Source organism: Micromonospora sp. NPDC052213 (assembly GCF_040679695.1).
GTDB lineage: Bacteria > Actinomycetota > Actinomycetes > Mycobacteriales > Micromonosporaceae > Micromonospora.
In genome coordinates this window covers 125,278-143,114 of the sequence record NZ_JBFAVI010000001.1, presented here as the reverse complement: position 1 = coordinate 143,114, position 17,837 = coordinate 125,278, and the positions used below count along the sequence as shown (strand labels likewise).

The 17,837-nt window shown below is 74.4% G+C and carries 18 protein-coding genes; 10 read left to right on the top strand and 8 right to left on the bottom strand.

Annotated elements, in window-relative coordinates; all coding sequences use genetic code 11:
- Positions 1–13 precede the first annotated feature (13 nt).
- On the bottom strand, positions 14–637 hold the full coding sequence (locus AB0L34_RS00655) for an HAD family hydrolase (RefSeq protein ID WP_363700707.1): 624 nt from the start codon (positions 635–637) through the stop codon (positions 14–16).
- A gap of 87 nt (positions 638–724) precedes the next feature.
- On the opposite strand from AB0L34_RS00655, the gene AB0L34_RS00650 reads away from it, so the two are divergent.
- Complete coding sequence (locus AB0L34_RS00650) at positions 725–3,208, top strand: helicase-associated domain-containing protein (RefSeq protein ID WP_363700705.1); 2,484 nt, start codon at positions 725–727, stop codon at positions 3,206–3,208.
- A gap of 61 nt (positions 3,209–3,269) precedes the next feature.
- Here AB0L34_RS00650 and AB0L34_RS00645 read toward each other — a convergent pair whose 3' ends face one another.
- Together AB0L34_RS00645 and AB0L34_RS00640 are read right to left on the bottom strand one after the other, a co-directional pair.
- Complete coding sequence (locus AB0L34_RS00645) at positions 3,270–3,518, bottom strand: hypothetical protein (RefSeq protein WP_363700703.1); 249 nt, start codon at positions 3,516–3,518, stop codon at positions 3,270–3,272.
- 129 nt (positions 3,519–3,647) lie between these two features.
- Positions 3,648–4,514: a L,D-transpeptidase family protein gene (locus AB0L34_RS00640; protein ID WP_357702378.1), complete on the bottom strand. Its 867-nt coding sequence runs from the start codon at positions 4,512–4,514 to the stop codon at positions 3,648–3,650.
- 176 nt (positions 4,515–4,690) lie between these two features.
- On the opposite strand from AB0L34_RS00640, the gene AB0L34_RS00635 reads away from it, so the two are divergent.
- A complete protein-coding gene (locus AB0L34_RS00635; RefSeq protein ID WP_357452867.1) occupies positions 4,691–6,370 on the top strand; it encodes a DNA repair helicase XPB in 1,680 nt (559 codons plus the stop codon).
- Between the two features lie 618 nt (positions 6,371–6,988).
- Here AB0L34_RS00635 and AB0L34_RS00630 read toward each other — a convergent pair.
- Positions 6,989–7,585 (bottom strand): dihydrofolate reductase family protein, encoded by a 597-nt coding sequence (locus AB0L34_RS00630; protein WP_363700700.1) that lies wholly within the window; start codon positions 7,583–7,585, stop codon positions 6,989–6,991.
- A complete protein-coding gene (locus AB0L34_RS00625; RefSeq protein ID WP_363700698.1) occupies positions 7,585–8,349 on the bottom strand; it encodes a TIGR03089 family protein in 765 nt (254 codons plus the stop codon). The genes AB0L34_RS00630 and AB0L34_RS00625 overlap by 1 nt, the downstream gene beginning before the upstream one ends.
- A 137-nt stretch (positions 8,350–8,486) precedes the next feature.
- On the opposite strand from AB0L34_RS00625, the gene AB0L34_RS00620 reads away from it, so the two are divergent.
- Complete coding sequence (locus tag AB0L34_RS00620; RefSeq protein WP_363700696.1) at positions 8,487–9,326, top strand: hypothetical protein; 840 nt, start codon at positions 8,487–8,489, stop codon at positions 9,324–9,326.
- Positions 9,327–9,356: 30 nt separating this feature from the next.
- On the opposite strand, the gene ligD (AB0L34_RS00615) is transcribed toward AB0L34_RS00620, so the two are convergent.
- A complete protein-coding gene (gene ligD, locus AB0L34_RS00615; RefSeq protein WP_363700694.1) occupies positions 9,357–10,268 on the bottom strand; it encodes a non-homologous end-joining DNA ligase in 912 nt (303 codons plus the stop codon).
- Complete coding sequence (gene ligD / locus AB0L34_RS00610; RefSeq protein WP_363700692.1) at positions 10,258–11,199, bottom strand: non-homologous end-joining DNA ligase; 942 nt, start codon at positions 11,197–11,199, stop codon at positions 10,258–10,260. The genes ligD (AB0L34_RS00615) and ligD (AB0L34_RS00610) overlap by 11 nt, the downstream gene beginning before the upstream one ends.
- 85 nt (positions 11,200–11,284) lie before the next feature.
- Here ligD (AB0L34_RS00610) and AB0L34_RS00605 point away from each other — a divergent pair, with 85 nt between their 5' ends.
- The 6 genes from AB0L34_RS00605 (at position 11,285) to AB0L34_RS00580 (ending at position 15,772) form a co-directional block, all read left to right on the top strand.
- The gene (locus AB0L34_RS00605) at positions 11,285–12,301 is read left to right on the top strand and encodes a Ku protein (RefSeq protein ID WP_357452849.1); all 1,017 of its coding nucleotides are present in this window, start codon (positions 11,285–11,287) and stop codon (positions 12,299–12,301) included.
- Positions 12,302–12,413: 112 nt separating this feature from the next.
- Positions 12,414–12,806 (top strand): MerR family transcriptional regulator, encoded by a 393-nt coding sequence (locus AB0L34_RS00600; RefSeq protein ID WP_357452846.1) that lies wholly within the window; start codon positions 12,414–12,416, stop codon positions 12,804–12,806.
- Positions 12,776–13,123: a thioredoxin gene (gene trxA, locus AB0L34_RS00595; protein ID WP_357452843.1), complete on the top strand. Its 348-nt coding sequence runs from the start codon at positions 12,776–12,778 to the stop codon at positions 13,121–13,123. Before AB0L34_RS00600 ends, trxA begins: the two co-directional genes overlap by 31 nt.
- 163 nt (positions 13,124–13,286) lie before the next feature.
- Positions 13,287–13,967 carry an FKBP-type peptidyl-prolyl cis-trans isomerase gene (locus AB0L34_RS00590; RefSeq protein WP_363700689.1) on the top strand — a complete coding sequence of 227 codons (681 nt, stop codon included), beginning with the start codon at positions 13,287–13,289 and terminating at the stop codon, positions 13,965–13,967.
- Between the two features lie 194 nt (positions 13,968–14,161).
- Entirely contained in the window at positions 14,162–14,986 is an 825-nt protein-coding gene (locus tag AB0L34_RS00585; protein WP_363700741.1) for a hypothetical protein, read from the top strand.
- Between the two features lie 114 nt (positions 14,987–15,100).
- A complete protein-coding gene (locus AB0L34_RS00580; RefSeq protein ID WP_363700687.1) occupies positions 15,101–15,772 on the top strand; it encodes an HAD family phosphatase in 672 nt (223 codons plus the stop codon).
- Positions 15,773–15,776: 4 nt separating this feature from the next.
- On the opposite strand, the gene AB0L34_RS00575 is transcribed toward AB0L34_RS00580, so the two are convergent.
- The gene (locus AB0L34_RS00575) at positions 15,777–16,301 is read right to left on the bottom strand and encodes a class I SAM-dependent methyltransferase (RefSeq protein WP_363700685.1); all 525 of its coding nucleotides are present in this window, start codon (positions 16,299–16,301) and stop codon (positions 15,777–15,779) included.
- Positions 16,302–16,561: 260 nt separating this feature from the next.
- Here AB0L34_RS00575 and AB0L34_RS00570 point away from each other — a divergent pair, with 260 nt between their 5' ends.
- Positions 16,562–17,578: an NADPH:quinone reductase gene (locus AB0L34_RS00570; protein WP_363700683.1), complete on the top strand. Its 1,017-nt coding sequence runs from the start codon at positions 16,562–16,564 to the stop codon at positions 17,576–17,578.
- Positions 17,579–17,837 lie beyond the last annotated feature (259 nt).

The following is a 17,837-nucleotide window of genomic DNA, read 5'->3' as shown; positions in this document are numbered from 1 at the left end:
TCGCTTGAGACGTCTACTGCCCCAAGGCTAGCCGGATCATCCCGTCCAGCGCCGCCGGGAATCCGGTGAGATCATCCAGCACCGCCTCCGCCCCGGCGGCGCGGAGTTCGTCGGCCGTACACGGGCCGGTCGCGACGGCGATGCCGGGCACCCCCGCCGCCCGCGCGGCCACCATGTCGGCCACGTGGTCGCCGACGTAGTGCGTGGCGCCGTGCTCGCGCAGCGCGGTCGCCTTCTCCTCGGCGAACAGGTCGCCGGCCAGCTCGTCGACCGCCAGTCCGAGGTGGTCGAGGTGCAGCCGGGCCAGGCGGCCCAGCTTGGAGGTGACCACCAGCACCCGGCCGCCGCGGGCACGGATCGCGTCGATCGCCTCGCGGGCGCCGGGCAGCGGGACGGTGGGCGTGATCGCGTACGCCGGGTAGAGCTCGCGGTACGTGCGGACGGCCGCGTCGACCTGCTCCGGCGGGAACCAGCGGGCGATCTCGGTACGCAGCGGCGGGCCGAGCCGGGACACGGCGGCCTCAGCGTCCACGTGCACCCCCGTCAGGGCGGTCAGCGCCCGGTAGGTGTCGGCGATGCCGGGGCGCGAGTCGACCAGGGTCATGTCGAGGTCGAAGCCGACCGTCAGTGCGGGCATGCGCAGAAACCTACCCGCCCATCCGCACGGGTCAGCCGGACGTCCGAGGGGCGGGAAGACCCCCTGCCGGGCTAGCGTGGAACGACGATGACCACCTCACTCGCCGACCACCTGCGGTCGCTGCCCGACGAGTCGCTCGCCGCCCTCCTCCAACTGCGGCCGGACCTCGTGGTGCCCGTGCCCGCCGACGTCTCCGCGCTCGCCATCCGGGCCCAGTCCCGGGTCTCGGTGGCCCGCGCGCTCGACGGGCTCGACCAGTTCACCCTGCAGATCCTGGACGCCGCCCGGCTCACCCGGGACCCGGCCGAGGGCACCACCTCCACCGCCTCGGTGCTCGCCATGGCCACCGCCGGCCCGCACCCGCCCGCCCCCACCTCCGTCCGCACCGCCGTGAACCGGCTGCGGGCGCTCTTCCTGCTGCACGGCCCCGAGAGCGCCCTGCGCGTGGTGGAGAGCATCGACGAGGTCTCCCCGTACCCGGCGGGGCTGGGCCGGCCGGCGGCGGAGCTGGACCCGCGGGCGGCGGCGCTCTGCGCGGACCCGGCGAAGCTGCGGCGGACGCTGCTGGCCGCGCCACCCTCGGCCCGGGCCATCCTGGACCGGCTGGCCGCCGGCCCGCCGGTGGGCAGCGTCCCGGCGGGCGCGTTGCAGGCGCCGCCGGTCGGCGCGGAGGACGACCTGCCCCCGGACCCGACCAACGGCGGCGCGCCGACCGGCTCGCCGGTGCGCTGGCTGGTCGACCACCACCTGCTGGTACTGGTCTCCGGCCCCAGCAAGGCCAGCGCCACCGGCACCGTCGAGCTGCCCCGGGAGATCGGCCTGCTGCTGCGCCGGGACAGCGGCCCGCTCGGCCCGCTGCGGACCAGCCCGCCGCCGGTGGCCACGCCGCCGCGCGAGCCGAAGGCCGCCGACTCCGCCGGGGCCGGGCAGACCATGGAGGCGGTACGCCACACCGAGGCGCTGCTGGAGCAGCTCGCCGCCGAGCCGGCGCCCGTGCTGCGCTCCGGCGGCCTGGGCGTGCGCGACCTGCGCCGGCTGGCCCGCGCGGTCGGGGTGGACGAGCCGACGGCCGCCCTGCTGCTGGAGGCGGCGTACGCGGCGGGGCTGATCGGCGAGGTGGACCTGCCCGGGGCCACCACCACCCGCTACGGGGCCGACCAGCAGGTGCTGCCCACCGCCGGGTACGAGGTGTGGCGGGCCGGCACGCTGGCGCAGCGCTGGGAGCAGCTCGGCCGGGCCTGGCTGACGATGACCCGGCAGGTCGGGCTGATCGGGCAGCGCGACGACCGGGACCGGCCGATCACCGTGCTCTCGGCCGAGGCGGAACGGGCCGGGGCGCCGGCCGCCCGACGCGCGGTCCTCGGGGTGCTCGCCGACCTGGAGCCCGCCACCGCGCCCACCCCCGAGGAGGTGCAGTCGCTGCTCGACTGGCGGGCGCCGCGGCGCAGCCGGGGGCGGGAGGCCGCGCACCGCGAGGTGCTGACCGAGGCGGCGACGCTGGGCGTGACCGGGCTGGGGGCGCTCACCTCGTACGGGCGGCTGCTGCTCGCCGACGTCACCGCCACCGACGAGCGGGGCGGGGACGACCCGCTCGGGCTGCGCGCGGACGCCGAGGACGGCGACGGGACCGGCGCGGTGCGCGCGCTGGACGCGTTGCTGCCCGCCCCCGTCGACCACTTCCTGGTGCAGGCCGACCTGACCGTCGTGGTGCCCGGCCCGCCCGACCCGGCCCTCGCCGCCGAGCTGGAGGTGGTGGCCGAGCACGAGTCGGCCGGCGGCGCCAGCGTGCACCGGGTCACCCCGGCCAGCGTGCGCCGGGCCCTGGATGCCGGCTACTCGGCCGACGACCTGCACGCCCTGTTCCGGCGCCGGTCCCGCACCCCGGTCCCGCAGGGTCTGACGTACCTGGTGGACGACGTGGCCCGCAAGCACGGCGGGCTGCGGGTCGGCTCCGCCGGGGCGTACGTGCGCAGCGACGACGAGGCGCTGCTGACCGAGGTGCTCGCCGACCGGCGGCTGGAGTCGCTGGCGCTGCGCCGGCTCGCGCCGACGGTGCTGTCGACCCCGTACCAGGTGGGCCGGATGCTCACGGCCCTGCGCGAGGCCGGGTACGCCCCGGTGCCGGAGGACGCGAGCGGGGCGGCGGTGCTGTCCCGCCCGAAGACCCGCCGGGCCCCGGCCCGGGTGTCGGTGACGACCCGGACCCTCGACCCGCTGACCGCGCCGAAGCTGTCCATGCCCCGCCTGCTGGGCGTGGTGGAGCAGATCCGGCGCGGCGACGCGGCGGCCCGGGCGGCGCGGCGCGCGCCGGCGGTGGTCCGGGGCGGTGCGGCGCGTACCGGGCCGGCGCCGGTGCACACCCACAGCGACGCCCTCGCCGTGCTCCAGCAGGCGGTGCGGGACAAGGCGCTGGTCTGGGTCGGGTACGTCGACGCGCACGGGGCGACCGCGTCCCGGCTGGTCCGGCCGGTCTCGATCGGCGCCGGCTACCTGCGCGCCGAGGACGAGCGGACGGAGATGCTGCACACCTTCGCCCTGCACCGGATCACGGCGGCGGTGCTGGAGGACTGAGCGCCGACGCCCGTCCACCCACGGGTCGTTCGTCCGGCAGGGCCGGCGGCCTCGGGCCGGGTCAGCGCCGGCTGCGGCGTACCGTCCCGACGACGGAGACGATCAGCAGCAGCGCGAACCCGGCGCCGGCCGACTCGCCGACCGAGTCGACGAAGCCCTGTTCGAGCACCAGCCAGCCGAAGAGGAACCAGCCGAGGAGCACCGCTGCGGCGGCCGCGTACGCGACGACGGTGACGGTGGAGACCACCTCGTCCGGTGACCGGTCGCGCTCGGCACTGTGCTCCGGTCTCGCTTCCCGGTCGACCGTCATCTCCAGCCTCCCCGTCCGTCCGACACCTGGCACTCCAGCGTGTCACTCGGGTGACCGGAGTGACAGGGGATAAAACCCCGATCGGACGACATGTGCGACGCGGACGGGCCGGGACCCCGGGGCGGCGGCTCAGGTGCCGGGGCGCCGCCCGACCAGCACCACCCGGCTGCCGACCTTGCCCAGTTCCCAGTACCGGACCGCGTCGGCGTGCAGCAGGTTGACGCAGCCGTGCGAGCCGATCGCCTTGTTGTGCAGGTAGGTCGTGGTCTCGTGGAAGCCCATTCCCTGCGTGAAGTGCTGCCAGTACGGGAGCCAGACCTCGTACGGGTCGGACCACTCTTTGATGTTGCGATAGTTGATCTTGAAGGTGCCGGCCGGGGTGCGGTAGCCGGGCATCCCCGTCCGGGTGACCGTCGGCTTCACAAGCACCTTGCCGTTGCGCATCACCCAGGTCGTCTGCCGGGTCAGGTCGATGCAGAAGGTGGTGCCCGAGCCGGCCTTGCAGCGCGCCGTGTCGGTGGTGGCGAGCCGCTTCGCCACGTCGTGGGTGGTGGGCCCCGCGCGGCCGTGGGCGGGGCGGATGTCGTACCGCTTCTGGAACTTCTTGATCGCGGCGCAGTCGGCGGCGGACTGGCGGCCGTCCACGGTCAGCGTCCCGAAACCGCCCAGCCGGGCGAGGTACGCCTCCACCGCGCGCTGGTGCTCCCCCTGTGGGCAGCCGGCGGCCGACGGCGACGTGGTGGGCTTCGGCGCGGGCCGGGTCGGCCTCGGACGGTTCGGCGCGGGCTTCACCGCCGGCTTCGCCGTCGCCGTGCCGGCCCGCTGGTCCGGCCCGGGCGCACCGCTCGCCCCCGTTAACTGCTCCGTGGCACCGACCGGGACGGGACCCCCGCCCCCACCTCCGTCGGCCCGCGGCTCGAACGCGCACGCACCGGCGCCGACCAGCGTGGCCACTGCCAGGGCGACGAGCCGGGTGGTGATCCGGACGTGTTTCATGGCGCCTCCCGTGACAGGTGTCCTATTGCTAGACGTTGCGAGTACCGCTCCGGTTGCGCCCCGTGTCCAGATTTTTCTGGCGTCACCCGGATACGTGCAAGACTGGTGGGTCGGCCCGGGGCGGGTCAGTCACCTCCCGGACAGCCGGCGACCCGAGGCGGAGGAGAGGCACTGGCGTGAGCGGTGGACCCCTGATCGTGCAGTCGGACAAGACCCTGCTGCTGGAGATCGACCACCCCGACGCCCAGGCGTGCCGGATGGCCATCGCGCCCTTCGCGGAGCTGGAGCGCTCCCCGGAACACGTGCACACCTACCGGCTGACCCCGCTCGGGCTGTGGAACGCGCGCGCCGCCGGGCACGACGCCGAGGCCGTGGTGGACGCGCTGATCAAGTACTCGCGGTACCCGGTGCCGCACGCGCTGCTGGTCGACGTGGCCGAGACGATGGACCGGTACGGCCGGCTCCAGCTCACCAACGACCCGGCGCACGGGCTGGTGCTGCGGGCCCTGGACCGGGTGGTGCTGATCGAGGTCGCCAAGAGCAAGAAGCTCGCCGGCATGCTCGGCGCGAAGATCGACGACGACACGATCGCGGTGCACCCGTCCGAGCGGGGCCGGCTCAAGCAGGCGCTGCTCAAGCTGGGCTGGCCGGCCGAGGACCTGGCCGGCTACGTCGACGGCGAGGCGCACCCGATCGAGCTGGCCGAGGCCGGCAAGGACGGCGGCAAGCCGTGGACGCTGCGGTCTTACCAGCGGGAGGCCGTGGAGGCGTTCTGGGCCGGCGGGTCGGGCGTGGTGGTGCTGCCCTGTGGCGCGGGCAAGACGCTGGTCGGGGCGGCGGCGATGGCCGAGGCGAAGGCCACCACGCTGATCCTGGTCACCAACACGGTCGCCGGGCGGCAGTGGAAGCGCGAGCTGATCGCCCGCACCTCCCTGACCGAGGAGGAGATCGGCGAGTACTCGGGCGAGCGCAAGGAGATCCGCCCGGTCACCATCGCCACGTACCAGGTGCTCACCTCGCGGCGCGGCGGCGCGTTCACCCACCTGGACCTGTTCGGGGCGCGCGACTGGGGCCTGGTCGTCTACGACGAGGTGCACCTGCTGCCCGCGCCGATCTTCCGGTTCACCGCGGACCTCCAGGCCCGCCGCCGGCTGGGGCTGACGGCGACGCTGGTCCGCGAGGACGGCCGGGAGGGCGACGTGTTCAGCCTGATCGGCCCGAAGCGGTACGACGCGCCGTGGAAGGACATCGAGTCGCAGGGCTGGATCGCCCCGGCCCAGTGCACCGAGGTACGCGTGACGCTCACCGACGCGGAGCGCATGTCGTACGCGACGGCGGAGGCCGAGGAGCGCTACCGGATGGCGGCGACCGCCCGCACGAAGCTCCCCGTCGTCAAGGCGCTGGTGGACCGGCACCCGGGCGAGCAGACGCTGGTGATCGGCGGCTACATCGAGCAACTGCACCAGCTCGGCGACTACCTCGACGCGCCGATCGTGCAGGGCTCGACCACCAACAAGGAACGGGAGCGGCTCTTCGACGCGTTCCGCTCCGGGGAGATCCGCACCCTGGTGATCTCGAAGGTCGGCAACTTCTCCATCGACCTGCCCGAGGCGGCGGTGGCGATCCAGGTCTCCGGCACGTTCGGCTCGCGGCAGGAGGAGGCGCAGCGCCTCGGGCGGGTGCTGCGGCCCAAGGCCGACGGCCGGCAGGCGCACTTCTACACGGTCGTCTCCCGGGACACCATCGACACCGAGTACGCCGCCCACCGCCAGCGCTTCCTGGCGGAGCAGGGGTACGCGTACACGATCGTCGACGCCGACGACGTTCTCGGCCCGAAGCTGCCGACGGTCGACTGACTCCCGTCACCGGGCAGACCTCGCGGGAGGCGCACGTCCCTCCGGTCGGTGTGGCGGGACTGGCGCCGGCTCAGCGGTGTGGCCCGACGCTGACGAATGACTGATGCCTCCCCGGGTACGCGGGCTGCGAGACCGGCGACGGATTCGGGCCCGTGGGCCCGCACCACCATCACGCTGGGCCACGGCCCGGCGCGGAATCGCGATGGCCGACCCGACATACGCGAGAAGAGGCATGCGATGAGGGACAGGATCCTCCAAGCTCTGAAGAGGCAGACAAAATCGATCATGGTGCGCCGCAGGCGCAGGGATTCCATGATCAGCAAGCGGGGCCGCTCCAGAAGGCCCGGCAGGCTCTTCCAATAAGCGCTTCGGCCTGCGTACACGAAAGGGTTGACGAGCCGCTGACCGCAGCCCGTCAACCCGGACCCAGATCGATGCGGCCCTGAGCAAAGACGACCCCGCCATCCGGCCCGCTCCGACTGCACGCTGCTCCGGCCAAATCTTGGACAGTTTCCGCTCGCGGGGAACGACAACTGTCCAAGATCGCCAAAGGGGTCTGGGGCGGCCGTTGGGCCGTGGCGAGCCGGCGCGGACGGGCGGTCGTGACCTGCCGGGCGGCTACGGCCGGCGGACCCGGTAGTAGAGGTGGGTGACCTGGTCGCCCTCGATCACGGTCGGCCCGGTCAGCTCGACCGGCGGGTGACCGAGCTGGTCGAAGAACGGCACCCCGCCGCCGAGCAGGACCGGCACGAGGTTGACCCGGATCTCGTCCAGCAGCCCGGCGTCGAGGCACTGGCGGGCGATGGTGCCGCCGTTGACCCCGACCCAGCGGTCGCCGGCCAGTTCCCGGGCCTGCGCGACGGCGGCCTCGATGCCCTCGGTGACGAAGGTGAACGGCGCGTCCGGCCGGGGCCAGCCGTCCGGCACGTGGTGGGTGACCACCACGACCGGCTTGTCCAGGGGGTGCCGGCCGTCCCAGCCGCCGATCAGGTCGAAGAGTCGCCGGCCGACGACCAGGGTGCCCGTCTCGTCCATGGTGCGGCGCACGTGGCCGGCGCTCGCCGGGGAGGTGCGGAACGTCATGTCCGGCTTGGCGGTCGGCACGGGGACGTCGCCGTTCTCGTACCAGCGGAAGAGCAGGTCGAAGCCGCTCTCGCCCGGACCGGAGATGTAGCCGTCCAGCGACATGCTCGCCTCGGTGTAGACCCCGGCCATCAGAGCACCCGGGTGATCTGCTCGGCGGCGATCCGGGCCTCCAGGGTCGCCGGGTCGAGGTTGGCGCAGAGCACCACCGACGCGCCGACGGACAGCGGCGCCAGCAGCCAGTACACGGGCTGCTCGTGCTCGGCGACGTCGACCAGCAGCCGGTCGCCGGCCCGCAGGTCGAGCCGCTCGGCCACGGCCCGCGCGACGCTGCCCCACTGGCGGTAGCTCGTGCCGTCCGGGCTGGCCGCGTCGGCGCTGGTCAACGGGGCGGACGCGGGTAGCGCGTCGGTGTGCCGACCCACCTCGGCGAGCCAGTCCAGGTAGCCCGGGGGCACCTCGGCCAACGGGGTGGACCCGAGCCCGAGGACGTAGCGGTGCCGGCCCTCGGGCACGTCCTCCAGCCAGTCGTCCAGCCGCTTCGCGCTGACGAAGACCGCGTCGAACGGTTCGTCGTCGCCCGGCCCGAGCTGTGGCAGCCCGGCGGTCGCCCGGGGGCGGAACGACACCGCCACCCCGGCCGACCAGGCGCCCAGCAGCACGGCGGCGGTCTGCCAGTGGGCCGGGAGCAGCACCGCGGCCCGGTCGCCGACGCCCAGCCCGCAGCCCTCGCGCAGCAGCCCGGCGGCCCGCGCCGCCCAGCCGCCCAGCTCCGTGGCGGTCAGATCGACCCGCTCACCGGTCGCGCCGTCGAGGTACGTCAGCAGCGGCTGCTCCACCCCGGCGGGCCGGTCACCGGCCGGCGACTCCCGGACGAGGGCATCGGTCAGGATCATCACGCACTCCTCGGGCAGGCTCAGGCCACCCTACTCAACCAGCGTCGGACCAGCATTCCACTGACGCGCCGGCGGGCATGCGAACGGATCGGCGTCACCTGAACCCCTGCCGGTCAGGGTGCGCTACCGTCCGCCCCGTGCTGACCGAGGCGTACGACATCTGGACCGACGACGACGTCGATGAGGAGGCCGGGGAGCGGCCCAGGCTACCCGCGGGATGGGCCGACCATGCCGGGCCGGGCATCGACGTCCGGACCTGGCCCAGGTCCCCGCGCACCGGTCAACCGATGCTGCACTGCTTCACGCTGTGGTTGCCCGAGGCGTACCGGCGGCGCGGACCCGATCTGGTGGCCGTCGCCGTCTTCCAGTGGGAGGACGAGCTCTACTTCAAGGACCCGTCGCCGGAGATCACCACGATCATGACCGGAGGACCCGTCGACGTCGCACAGCCCGAGCACCCGTTCTGGGCCGAACTCGCCCGGGCCAGGGCCCACCCACGACTGCAGGTCGCCGACGACGGCGTCGCGTCCCTGCTCGCCATGGTGTGGCTCACCGAGGCGGAGCTGAACGGGCCGCGGGTCGCCCGACCGACCGCGGCGCCCTCGCTCGCCGACGGCGAGGTCGACAACACCTCCTGGCGGGCGAGGCACGGCGTGTACGGCTCCCTGTGGCTGGTGCCCCGCGACGACCCCAACGCAGGCGTGCCACCGGTGAGTTTCCCGTCCGACGGCGACGCCTACGTCGACGTGCCGGACAGGTTCGACGTCTTCCACGCCGAACACCTGGGCGGCACCGGCATGTCCCCCGACGGAGTGCGCGACGGCCTGTCGCCCTGGTACGTCGAGGTGTGCCGACTGGGCGGCATCAGCTTCGGCGGCGACCTGGACATCGCCCTGGACCTCGAAAACGACGCCTTCCTCGGCGACTGGAGCACCGCTGTGCGAATCCCGGGCACCGATGCCGACGCGTTGACCTGACGGCGAGGAGCACCCGGAGCCCGCTGACCGTCACACCGGCAGCTCGGGGCCGCCGTCGAGCAGGGGGGCGAGCAGGTCCCCCTGCTTCTCCACCCGCGTCAGCACCTCGCCGGCCGTGTACGGCTTGCTCGACGGCCGCTTCCCGGCCGCGCCCGCCTCCACCTCGTCCCAGGTCAGCGGGGTGGACACGGACGGCACCGACTGGGCCCGCAGCGAGTACGGCGACACGGTCGTCTTGGCCGCGTTGTTCTGACTCCAGTCGATGAAGACCTTGCCGGGCCGCAGGTTCTTCGCCATCTTCGACACGACCAGTTTCGGGTGCGCCCGTTCCAGCTCCTGGGCGATCCGCTTGGCGTAGACGGACACGTCCTCGGCGTCCTGCGTGCCGGCGATCGGGCAGCAGAGCTGCATGCCCTTCTTCCCGGACGTCTTCGGGTAGCTGTCGATGCCGTCCTCGGCAAGCCGGTCCCGCATCAGCAACGCCACCTGGCAGCACTGACGCAGCGCCGCCGGCGGCCCCGGATCCAGGTCGACCACCATCATGTCCGGGTGCTCGCCGATCTTCCACTGTGGGGTGTGCAGCTCCAGCGCGGCGAGGTTGGCCAGCCAGACCAGGGTGGGCAGGTCGTCGGCGACCACGTAGTCGATGGTCTCCCGGCCCTTGCTCGACCCGGGCGCGGGCAGCGTCTCGGTGCGCACCCAGCCGGGGGTGGCGGCCGGGGCGTTCTTCTCGAAGAACGAGCCGCCGGTGACCCCGTTGGGGAAGCGGATCCGGGTCAGCGCCCGGCCTCGCAGGTGCGGCAGGAGCACCGGGGCGATGCGGGTGTAGTAGTCGATCACCTCGCCCTTGGTGAACCCCGCGTCGGGATAGAGCACCTTGTCCAGGTTGGACACCTCCAGCGAACGCCCCTCGACGTCCACCTTCAACCGCTCACCCGGCATCGTCGACCTCCTCGGCGGGCTTGTCCGGTCGCAGCCGGAGCACCCGGGGGAACCGCAACCGCCCGTCCGGGGTGCGCTGGCCGTACTTCACCTCCACCACGACCCTCGGTGTTACCCAGATCGCGCCCCGCGCATCCTCGCGCGGCAGGGCGTCGGCGAACGGCGACCCGCCGCTGCGCAGCGGCCCCAGCTCGCGGAGCAGTTCCCGCTCGATGGCCGCGCCGATGCCGCCGCCGACCCGCCCCCGGTAGGTGAGCCGCCCGTCCGGGCGCGGCACCCCGACCAGCAGGCCGCCGATCTTCCGCGCCCCGGGCCGCCAGCCGCCGACCACGAAGTCGCCGGTCACCTCCAGCTTGACCTTCACCCAGTCCGGCGAGCGCACCCCCGGGCGGTAGACCGAGTCGACCCGCTTGGCCATCACCCCCTCCAGGCCGTGCTCGCCCGCCGCCTCGTAGGTGGCCAGGCCGTCCGGGAAGACCGGCGACACCGCCCACCGGGCGCCGCCGAGCGCGAGGCCGTCCAGCGCCTCCCGCCGGCGGGCGTACGACCAGCCGGTCAGGTCCTCGCCGTCGAGCCGGAGCAGGTCGAAGATCATGTACGTCACGGGGATGGTCGCCGCCAGCCGGGCGGCCTTGTTCCGGTCGCGGACGTGCATCCGCTCCGCCAGGGCGGTGAACGAGGGCTGGCCGTGCTCGCCGAGCAGCACCACCTCGCCGTCGAGCAGCGCGTCGCCCACCTGCTTCTGAAGGGTGGCCAGCTCGGGGTACGCGACGGTGATCTCGACGCCGGAGCGGGCGTACAGGTGCTGCCGGCCGCCGGAGATGTCGGCGAGCGCGCGGACGCCGTCCCACTTGAACTCGTACGCCCAGCCGGAACCCGCCGGGAGCTGCCCGGTCATCGCGAGCATCGGCTTGAGCGGCGCGCCGGGCACCCCATGACTGTACTTGCGTACGGAAGCGCTCGCGTGGCCTTCGATCTTTTGGGATCCTGGGCAGTACCGGCGAGAGGAGCACGGGATGCGGGCCATCTGGAAGGGAGCGGTCTCGTTCGGGCTGGTCTCGATCGGGGTGCGGGTCTACTCGGCCACCGAGGAGAAGGACATCCGCTTCCACCAGGTGCACCGGGATGACGGCGGCCGGATCCGTTACAAGCGCACCTGCCAGGTCTGCGGCGAGGAGGTCACCTACGACGACATCGCCAAGGGCTACGACATCGGCGGCGGCGAGATGGTGATCCTGACCGACGAGGACTTCGCCGACCTGCCGCTGTCCACCTCGCACGCGATCGACGTGCTGGAGTTCGTCCCCGCCGAGCAGGTCGACCCGATCCTCTACAACAAGGCGTACTTCCTGGAGCCTGAGGGCACCGCCACCAAGCCGTACGTGCTGCTGCGCGACGCGCTCGCCGACTCGGAGCGGGTGGCGATCGTCAAGGTGGCGCTGCGCCAGCGGGAACAGCTCGCCACGCTGCGGGTCCGGGAGGGCGTGCTGCTGCTCAACACGATGCTCTGGCCGGACGAGATCCGTAGCCCCGACTTCGGCTTCCTGGACGAGGACCTGAAGGTCCGCCCGCCGGAGCTGGCCATGGCCAGCTCGCTGATCGACTCGATGGCCGGCGAGTTCGAGCCGGACGCGTTCACCGACGACTACCGGGCGGCCCTCCAGGAGGTCATCGACGCGAAGGTGGAGGGCCGCGAGGTGGTCCAGCCGGAGGAGGTCGAGGAGGCCCCGGCGGCGGCGGTGGACCTGATGGCGGCGCTGAAGGCGTCCGTGGAGCGGGCCAAGGCCGCCCGGGGCGAGGCGCCGGCCGGCGGTGGCGGCGAGCCGACCCCGATCTCGGCGGCCCGTTCCGCCCAGAAGAAGGCGGCCGAGAAGAAGGCGGCCAAGGCGCCGGCCAAGAAGGCCGCCGAGAAGAAGGCGGCGCCCAAGAAGACGGCCGCGAAGAAGGCCGCCCCGAAGAAGGCCGCCGAGGGCGAGAAGAAGCCCGCGGCGAAGAAGGCGGCCCCGAAGAAGGCGGCCCGCAAGACCGCCTGACCCGCGCCGGCCCGCGTCCCCCGGCCGCCGACGCCTGCCCGGCGCACCGCGCGGGTTGCCTTGACGCCGGTGGCAAGGTCTAGCGTCGGTCGCGTCGGACGAGGGAGGTCGGATGCTGATCGGTGAGCTGGCGGAACGCGCCGGCACGAGCACCCGGACCCTGCGCTACTACGAGACGCACGGCCTGGTCCGGGCGGCCCGCTCGGCCAACGGCTACCGGGTCTACGACGAGGCGGAGCTGCACGTCGTACGCGAGATCCGGGCCCTGCTCGCGGTGGGCTTCGGGCTCGACGACATCCGCCCGTTCGTCGCCTGCCTCCGGGCCGGCAACGCCGCCGGCCACGTCTGCCCGGACTCCGTCGCGGTGCTGCGGCGGAAGCTGGCCGAGGTGGACGCCGGCATCGACCGACTGCACGCGGTCCGGCAGGAGCTGCGGGACCAGCTCGCCCACGCCATCGCCCACCGGGAGGAAACATGCTCCAGACTGCGCCGCACGGCTCGCTGACCGCCGTCACCGACGACACCTTCGCCGCCGTGGTGCTCGCCGCCGACCGGCCGGTGGTGGTCGACTTCTGGGCCGACTGGTGCCCGCCGTGCCGGGCGATCTCCCGCAGCCTCGCCGAGCTGGCCGGGGAGTTCGCCGGGCAGCTGGTCTTCGCCACGATCGACACCGACGCCAACCCGGACACCACGCGCACGTACGGCGTGCTGTCCCTGCCCACCCTCCTGGTCTTCCACCGGGGCGAGGTGGTCGGCTCGATCGTCGGGGCGCGGCCGAAGCACCACCTTCGGCAGTCCCTGGCCCGGCACCTGGCCGGCTGAGCCCCAGGGCGGCGGCCCGCTTGGCCGCCGCCCTGCCCCGGGCGTTCCTGCCGGTGCTGGTGGGGCGCGGGTGGCCCGCGTGCTGGAAGCGGGACGGCCGAGGCGGCGCGGTAGGCGTCGGGGCGGGTACCGTGTGCGTCGGCTTTCCCCTCCCGGCACTCCGATGCCGGCCACACCTTCGCAGCAGGGAGTCGACGCCGTGAGCGAGCGTACGCAGAACCGAGCCCAGAAGTCGGAGCGGCGGCTGGCCGCCCAGTTGGCGGCGCAGAAGGCGGCCGAGGCGAAGCGTCGCCGGCAGGCGTGGGCCGGCGGGCTCGCCGGCGTCGCCGTGGTCGCGGTGCTGATCACCGTCTTCGTGACGATCGGGCAGAACGACGACGACTCGAAGGAGCAGGCAGCGGGCACCCCGTCGGCGTCCGCCACCGCCCCGGCCGCCGACGCGCCCCCCGCCCCGCAGCTCCCGGCGGGTGCGGACCCGGCCCTGGGCACCAAGCCGACGGTCGCCGCCGGCAAGGGCGAGCTGAAGAAGCTCACCGTGACCCCGCTGATCAAGGGCACCGGCCCGGCGGTGCAGAAGGGCCAGACGATCACCACGAACTACGTGGGCGTGTTCTACAAGGACGGCAAGGAGTTCGACTCGTCGTGGAACGCCGGCCAGCCGGCCTCCTTCGCGATCGGCGTCGGCCAGGTCATCCCCGGCTGGGACCAGGGCCTGGTCGGGGTGACCGTCGGCAGCCGCGTGCAGCTCGACATCCCGGCCGAGCTGGCGTATGGCAACGACCCCTCCAGCGGGCGGCCGACCGGCCCGCTGCGCTTCGTCGTGGACGTGCTCGCCGCCCAGTGACCCGGGCGGCCGGCCCGGTTCGCCCGGGTTGTCGCCCCGGTGTGATGCAGTAGCCCACAGAGGGCTTCCGGCCCTTCAGCCAGCGGCAGTAGGTTCAGCGTCACCCTGGGCGCCCGCCGTCCGGGGTGACCACCGGACCGGACGCGGAGGTGCACGTGACGGCGCTGGACGACGCGGGGCGGACCGCCCGGGTGATGTGGACGCACTTCGAGCCGGTCCACGCGGTCACCTACTTCCATCCCCGTGCCCGCGCCGCCTTCGAGGCGGTCGGGCTGCGCGGCTTCTGGCGCGGCTACTTCGCCGGCCGGGCGGCGCCGCTCGGGCCCGTCGACGCCGCGCCGGTGGTCGGGTCGTTCTTCAACTTCGCCCCGCACACCGTGGCGCGGGCGCTGCCGGCCGTCTGGCGGCTCGCCACCCCGCCGGAGGCGCTGCGCGCCCGGCTCACCGGCGCGGTGCAGGCGCTGGCCGAGCTGACCTACGAGCTGCCCGAGTCGCACCTGGTCGAGGCGGCCGAGCTGCTGGAGGCGGCCGCCGCCGAGGTGGAGCCCGCCGGCCGGGTGCTCGGCGCGGCCAACGCCGCCCTGCCGCGCGGCGAGTACCCGCTGGCCCGGCTGTGGCAGGCCGCCACGACGCTGCGGGAGCACCGGGGCGACGGGCACGTCGCGGCGCTGGTCGCGGCCGACCTCGACCCGGTGGAGACGCTGGCCTGGCGGGTCGCGGTCGGCCTGTCCCCGCAGTACCTGGCCGGGCGGGGCTGGGCCGAGGAGCAGTGGGCCGCCGCCCGTGCCCGGCTGGCCGAACGGGGCTGGCTCACCGCCGAGGGCGAGGCGACCGCGCAGGGCCGCGACCGGTTCCAGGCGATCGAGGACGCCACCGATGCCGCCGCCGCGCGACCGTGGCGGGCGCTCGGCCCCGAGCGCGCCGACCGGCTCCGGGAGCTGCTCGAACCGATCGCCCGCGCCGCCCACTTCGTCATCCCCGAGGAGAACCCGATCGGCCTGCCCACCCCGCAGAGCTGACCGCCGCCCGTCCGGGACAGCGCGGGTCATCGCCCGCCCGGGAAACGGCGCGGGTCATCGCCCGGCGAGTCGGCCCGGTCGTCGCCCGTCCGGGACGGCGCGGGTCGCCGCCCGATGGGGCAGGATGGGGCCGTGGCGGATGCGGTGATCTTCGACCTGGACGGCGTGATCGTGGATTCGGAGCCGGTCTGGGAGGAGGTGCGGCGGGCGTACGTGGCGGCGCACGGCGGCACCTGGCAGGCCGACACGCAGCGCCGGCTGATGGGCATGAGCACCGGCGAGTGGGCCCGGTACCTCAGCGGGGAGCTGGGCGTCGACCGGAGTGCCGAGCAGGTCGCCACCGAGGTGGTCGAGGAGATGATCCGGCGGTACGCGGCGCGCGTACCGCTGATCGACGGGGCCGACGAGGTCGTGCGCCGGCTGGCCGGGCGGTGGCCGCTGGGGCTCGCCAGTTCCTCGCCGACCCGGCTGATCGCGGCGGCGCTGGTCGCGACGGGCCTGGCCGACGTGTTCGGCGCGACGCTGTCGACCGAGGAGACCGAGCGGGGCAAGCCGGCGCCGGACGTCTACCTGGCGGTCGCCGGGCGGCTGGGCGTCGACCCGGCCCGCTGCGTCGCCGTGGAGGACTCGTCCAACGGCGTCCGGTCGGCGGCCGCCGCCGGGATGACGGTGGTGGCGGTGCCGCACGGGTCGTACCCGCTGGACCCGGACGCCGAGCGGCTCGCGGCGGTGGTGCTGGGCGCGGTGGGCGAGCTGACCCCCGCCACGGTGGACCGGCTCGGGTAGCGGCTCAGGCCGGACGGGCGACCACGTCCAGCAGCGGCGTCGGCCGGTCGACCCGGGCGATCTCCGCGACGGTCCAGCCCGCGGCGCCCACCCGGTCGACGAGCCGGTCGACGAGCGGGGCCAGCCGGGCGGGGTGCGGCGGCTCGTAGACCAGGTGCAGCACGCCGTCGGGGGCCAGCAGGCCGGCGAGGCGGCGGAACTCGGCGGTGGGCGGCCGGGTCCAGAACAGGTTGACGTTGACCGCGAGGATCCGGTCGTAGCGCTCCCCGGGGGAGTCCAGGGTGGACAGGTCGGCGTGCCGGAAGACGGCCCGACCGGCGGCGACCTGCGCGGCGTTGCGCTGGGCGGCGGCCCGCAGCGCGGTGGCGGACCGGTCGACCGCGACGACCCGGGCGACCGCCGGCACCGCGCAGATGAGCGCGACGGCCACGCCGTTGCCGCAGCCGATCTCCAGCACCTGGTGGCCGGCGCGCAGGTCGAGCCGGTCCACGGCCCAGCGCAGCCGCTCCGGCACCCGCCTGGTCGCCACCCGGTCAGCGTAGCCACGCCGGACCCGTCAGACCCGCCCGAATCGGGCTCGACCTCGGCGCGCGTCGCCGAGCGGCCCCGCGACTCCCCGGTGCCGGCCGGTTCGGCGTCGGCCCCCACCCCGTCCCGCATGACCACTCCCTCCCGCCGGTCACCCGGTTGCACGGTTTCCGGCCCCGCCGGGATCGGCATGAGCGCGGGTCCGCCGGGTACGGCAGCCGACGGCGCCCCGCGCCGGGGCCGCCGGGTGAGGAGACGGGGATGAAGGCGATCGTGTACGAGCGCACCGGCGACGCCTCGGTGCTGCAACTGGTCGACCGGCCGGTGCCGGAGCCGGGTCCCGGCGAGGTCCTGGTGCGGGTGGCGGTCTCCGGGGTGAACCCGACGGACTGGAAGTCGCGCCGGCAGGGGCCGCTGCCGGACGGCTGGCAGACGCCGGGGCAGGACGGCGCGGGGGTGATCGAGTCGGTCGGCGAGGGGGTCGACCGGGAGTTGACCGGCGAGCGGGTCTGGCTGTGGGAGGCCGCCTGGCAGCGCCCGTGGGGCACCGCGGCCGAGTACACGGTGGTGCCGGTCCGGCAGGCGGTACCTCTCGGCGACGCCTCCTTCGACGTGGGGGCCTGCCTGGGCATTCCCTTCCTCACCGCGCACCGGTGCCTGACGGCCGGGGAGTACACGCCGGACAGGCTGCACGCCGGGTCGCTCAGCGACCACACGGTGCTCGTGCAGGGCGGGGCGGGGGCGGTGGGCAACGCGGCCATCCAGCTCGCGCGGTGGGCGGACGCCTGCGTGGTCGCCACGGTCAGCAGCCCCGAGAAGGCGCAGCTCGCGGCGGCGGCCGGCGCGTCCTTCGTGGTCAACTACCGGGAGCAGGACGTGGTCGAGGAGGTCCGCAAGATCGCGCCCGACGGGGTGCACACCATCGTCGAGGTCTCCGCGGCGCGCAACGCCGCGACCGACGTGCAACTGCTCGGGCGGGGCGGCGCGGTGTGCGTCTACGCCGACGACGGCGGGGACGAGGTGACCCTGCCGATCCGGCCGTCGATGGTGCCGAACGCGCGCTGGCAGTTCGTGCTCGTCTACACGGAGCCGAAGGCGGCCAAGGCCCAGGCGGTGGTGGACGTGGCCGCCGCGGCGGCGCAGGGCGGCATCCGGGTGGGCGAGGACGCGGGCCTGCCACTGCACCACCACCCGCTCTCGGCGGCGGCCGCCGCGCACCGGGCGGTGGAGAACTCGGTGGTCGGGAAGGTGCTCATCAGCACCAGCGCCCCCGGGTGACGGCCCCGCCGGGAGGCGGCTGAGCGTCCGCCGAAAGACGGTGGGCGCCCGCCACCGGACGGGACCACCGCCCCAAACCCCTATCATCTGCGCGAGTTTCCCCGTCATCGGGACAGAGGCGAACAACTTTCGCAACAATGGTGGTGCGGGTCGCCCCGCAAAGGAACGGGCGGCCCCGGCGCGGTGCGAACGCCGGGGCCGCCCCTGGGGAGGGATGTCTCAGGAGTGCGTCCCTTACCCCAACAGGCGACGGTGCGCC